Annotated in this window: 4 protein-coding genes; 1 reads left to right on the top strand and 3 read right to left on the bottom strand. The window is 71.6% G+C overall.

Going from position 1 to position 3,695, the window contains the following annotated elements; genetic code table 11:
- From miaB to AOK24_RS36275, 3 genes are all read right to left on the bottom strand, one after another.
- The coding region (gene miaB, locus AOK24_RS36265) for a tRNA (N6-isopentenyl adenosine(37)-C2)-methylthiotransferase MiaB (protein WP_107104129.1) at positions 1-1,517 on the bottom strand (1,517 nt) is incomplete at its 3' end.
- 263 nt (positions 1,518-1,780) lie between these two features.
- A complete protein-coding gene (locus AOK24_RS36270) occupies positions 1,781-2,392 on the bottom strand; it encodes a DsbA family protein (protein WP_055724216.1) in 612 nt (203 codons plus the stop codon).
- 128 nt (positions 2,393-2,520) lie between these two features.
- Entirely contained in the window at positions 2,521-3,036 is a 516-nt protein-coding gene (locus AOK24_RS36275) for a MarR family winged helix-turn-helix transcriptional regulator (RefSeq protein ID WP_055724217.1), read from the bottom strand.
- Between the two features lie 163 nt (positions 3,037-3,199).
- On the opposite strand from AOK24_RS36275, the gene AOK24_RS36280 reads away from it, so the two are divergent.
- The coding region (locus tag AOK24_RS36280; RefSeq protein ID WP_159052109.1) for an LLM class flavin-dependent oxidoreductase at positions 3,200-3,695 on the top strand (496 nt) is incomplete at its 3' end.

Raw genomic sequence — 3,695 nt, forward strand, 5'->3', positions numbered from 1 at the left:
CCAAGGTCGGCGTCCCCGCCCCGCTGCCGGTCGCCACGGGCGGGGACGCCGACCTTGGGCAGGCCAAGCATGACACCGGCCGGCGCGGCGGCCTTCTCGGCGCTGCGCTTCTCCCAGGCGTCGCCCGCGCGCGTGCGCCGCACGTCGAGGACGGGGCCCTCGGCGAGGAGGTGGTGCGGGGCGGCGTAGGTGATCTCGACGGTGACGATGTCGCCGGGGCGGACGTCCTGGTCGGGCTTGGTGAAGTGGACGAGGCGGTTGTCGGGGGCGCGGCCGGACAGGCGCCGGGTCGCGTCGTCCTTGCGGCCCTCGCCCTCGGCGACCATCAGCTCCAGCGTGCGGCCGACCTGCTTCTTGTTCTCGTCCCAGGAGATCTCCTCCTGGAGGGCGACGAGGCGCTCGTAGCGCGCCTGGACGACCTCCTTGGGGATCTGGTTCTCCATGGTCGCCGCGGGCGTCCCGGGGCGCTTGGAGTACTGGAACGTGAACGCCTGCGCGAAACGGGCCTCACGCACGGCGTGGAGGGTCTGCTCGAAGTCCTCCTCGGTCTCCCCGGGGAAGCCGACGATGATGTCCGTGGAGATCGCCGCGTGCGGGATGGCCGCGCGGACCTTCTCGATGATCCCCAGGTAGCGCTCCTGGCGGTAGGAGCGGCGCATCGCCTTCAGGACAGTGTCCGAGCCGGACTGCATCGGCATGTGGAGCTGGGGCATCACGTTGGGCGTCTCGGCCATGGCGGCGATGACGTCGTCCGTGAAGTCCCTGGGGTGCGGCGAGGTGAAGCGGACGCGCTCCAGGCCCTCGATCTTCCCGCAGGCCCGCAGGAGCTTGCTGAAGGCCTCGCGGTCGCCGATGTCGCTGCCGTACGCGTTGACGTTCTGGCCGAGCAGGGTGATCTCCGTGACGCCCTCGCCGACCAGGGCCTCGATCTCGGCCAGGATGTCGCCGGGGCGGCGGTCCTTCTCCTTGCCGCGCAGCGCCGGGACGATGCAGAAGGTGCACGTGTTGTTGCAGCCGACGGAGATCGACACCCAGGCCGCGTACGCGCTCTCGCGGCGGGTGGGCAACGTCGAGGGGAACGCCTCCAGGGACTCGGCGATCTCGACCTGCGCCTCCTGCTGCACGCGCGCGCGTTCCAGCAGGACCGGCAGCTTGCCGATGTTGTGCGTGCCGAAGACGACGTCCACCCAGGGCGCCTTCTTGACGATCGTGTCGCGGTCCTTCTGCGCGAGGCAGCCGCCGACCGCGATCTGCATGCCGGGACGGCTCGCCTTGCGCGGCGCGAGGCGGCCGAGGTTGCCGTACAGCCGGTTGTCGGCGTTCTCCCGGACCGCGCAGGTGTTGAAGACGACGACGTCGGCGTCGCCGTCGGACCCCTCGGGCGCGCGCACGTAGCCCGCGCCCTCCAGCAGACCGGCCAGGCGTTCGGAGTCGTGGACGTTCATCTGGCACCCATAAGTGCGCACTTCGTAGGTTTTCGCGTCCACTGGCTGGCTCCGGTCACTGCTGCTGGTCATGGCTCAAGGGTAGGCGGTGCCTCGGACACTCCTCGCCCACGTTTCCCTGACGGGAGGGCGGGGGGACCAGGGCGACTGATCGTCACCGAACGGACACAGCACGCACGCGATAGGACGGCTGGAGCTCGCCGCGGGCGCACCGAACGGGGTCCGCAGCGCGCGCGGGAACCCGCATCCGGCAGCTCCCTCACGGGCACGTCGGGCAGCAACGCGTGCGGACGTGGGGGCGCGCACGCCCTCCACCCCCTGGCAGAACGCCCCCCTCAGCCCAGCAACGCCAACCGCGCGTCCACCTCGTCCGCCGTAGCGTGCCCCCGCGCCAGCACCACAGCCCGCTCCCCGTCGACCGCGAGCAGCGTCGGGAACCCGCTCACTCCCAGTTCCGCGCTGCGCCGGAAATCCGCCTCGGCCTCCGTACGCGCGCGCGGGGCTTCGAAAGCGGTCACGACGGCGTCCGGGTCCAGCCCGTGCGCCTGCGCGAGCTTCCGGTACGTGGCCGGGTCGGAGAGGCTGAGGCCGTCGAGGTAGAACGCGTCCTGGAGGGCCGTCGCGAGTTCTACGGCGCGATCCGGCGCGCTCGCGCGCAGGGCAGCGAGGCCGCGGGCGGCGGCTTCGGAGTCCATGACGAAGGAGCCGTCGGCGATGAGCCGCTGGTAGGGCTCGGCGAAGACCGCGCCGGTCAGTTCGGTGATCTGCACGTTGGCGCCCTGGACGTACCCGAACTCGCGGATGGGGACGCGCCGACGGCCTGTGAACAGTCCGCCGGAGACCACCTCGACGGGCAGTTCCGGGTGGCGCGCGGCGGTCTCGCGGAGGGTGGCGGAGAAGCCGTGGGACCAGCCGCAGTAGGCGTCGTACACGTGGACGAGCTGCATCGATGACCTCGACAGAGTGGGGCGCTCGCCGGACGCGAGCGGTTCATCTGAGAGAACAGTATCTGCATCATCAGATATTTCCGCCCGGTCGGACCGCCCGCCGGTCGCGCCGGGAGCGCGTCACCCGCTCACGGCAGTCGCGGCAGCATGTCCCGCGCGGCGTGGCTCAGGATCCGCAGGTCCTCCGCGAACCGCTCCCGGTCCGCCTCCGGCAAGGGCGCCAGGAAGTACCGCTCGATGTTCGCCACGTGCACCCGCGAGGCCGCCACCACGGTCTCCTCCCCGAGCGCCGTGAGCCGCACCAGGCGCCCGCGCCGGTCGCCGGGGTCCTCGACCCGCTCGACGAGCCCGGCGGCCTCCATACGGTCCACCAGCCGCGTCGCGCCCCCGGTCGTCAGCACCTGCTCCTGGGCCACCGCCCGCATGGACAGCCCCGGCTCACCCGCGCGCCCGAGGATCAGCAGCACCTCGAAGGTCAGGTGCGTGATGCCGCACTCGACCTCCAGCGCGCGCCCCAGGATGTACTCCAGCCGGTTGGCCGCGCCCTGCAACCGCCCGAACGCCAGCACCAGTTCGTCGTTCGCGGCTTCCCGCGCCGTCGAGATCGCGTTCACGCTTCCCCCGCCGCTCTCCTCCGTCGCCATGTACCGATCATGCCTGACGAACAGGGGGAAGCCGCGCACACTTACCCGGATCTGACGCCCGGTCGGCCCGGCGGAGGCCGCACGTCCGATTGTCAGTGGGCTTACGTACGATGGCGACGATCGGACCAAATCAGGTCGGAGCACCGTTGAAGGGACCACTCCGATGAAGCTCGACATCTTCAGCGAAATCCAGGACCCGAAGCCCTGGGCCCCCGATCACCAGCACCTGCGGATGACCCAGGCCCTGGAGCAGGCGGAGCTGGCCGACGCGCTGGGATACGGCTGCTGGTGGCAGGTCGAGCACCACGGCGCGCAGGAGTTCAGCCTGTCGTCCGCGCCGGAGCTGTTCCTCGCCGCGCTCTCGCAGCGCACCGCGCGGATACGGCTGGGACACGCCGCCGTACTGGCCCCGCCGCAGATCAACCACCCGATCCGGGTCGCCGAGCGGGCCGCCATGCTGGACCATCTCAGCGGTGGCCGCGTCGAGTTGGGGCTGACGCGGTCGACGGCCCCGGAGTGGCGGCTGTTCGGGGTGGACCCGGCAACCGTGCGCGAGCAGGTCGCGGAGGTCTTCGAGACCGTCCCGCGCATCTGGGGCGGCGACCTCGCGGTCACCGGCGGCGTCCCCGTCGTCCCCTCCCCCCTCCAGGACCCGCACC

It is taken from the genome of Streptomyces niveiscabiei (genome assembly GCF_001419795.1).
Taxonomy (GTDB): Bacteria; Actinomycetota; Actinomycetes; order Streptomycetales; family Streptomycetaceae; genus Streptomyces; species Streptomyces niveiscabiei.

Bases quoted from the DNA above. Each gene is read 5' to 3' on its own strand.
- AOK24_RS36270 (WP_055724216.1), bottom strand. From the start codon at position 2,392: ATGCAGCTCGTCCACGTGTACGACGCCTACTGCGGCTGGTCCCACGGC.
- AOK24_RS36275 (WP_055724217.1), bottom strand. From the start codon at position 3,036: ATGGCGACGGAGGAGAGCGGCGGGGGAAGCGTGAACGCGATCTCGACG.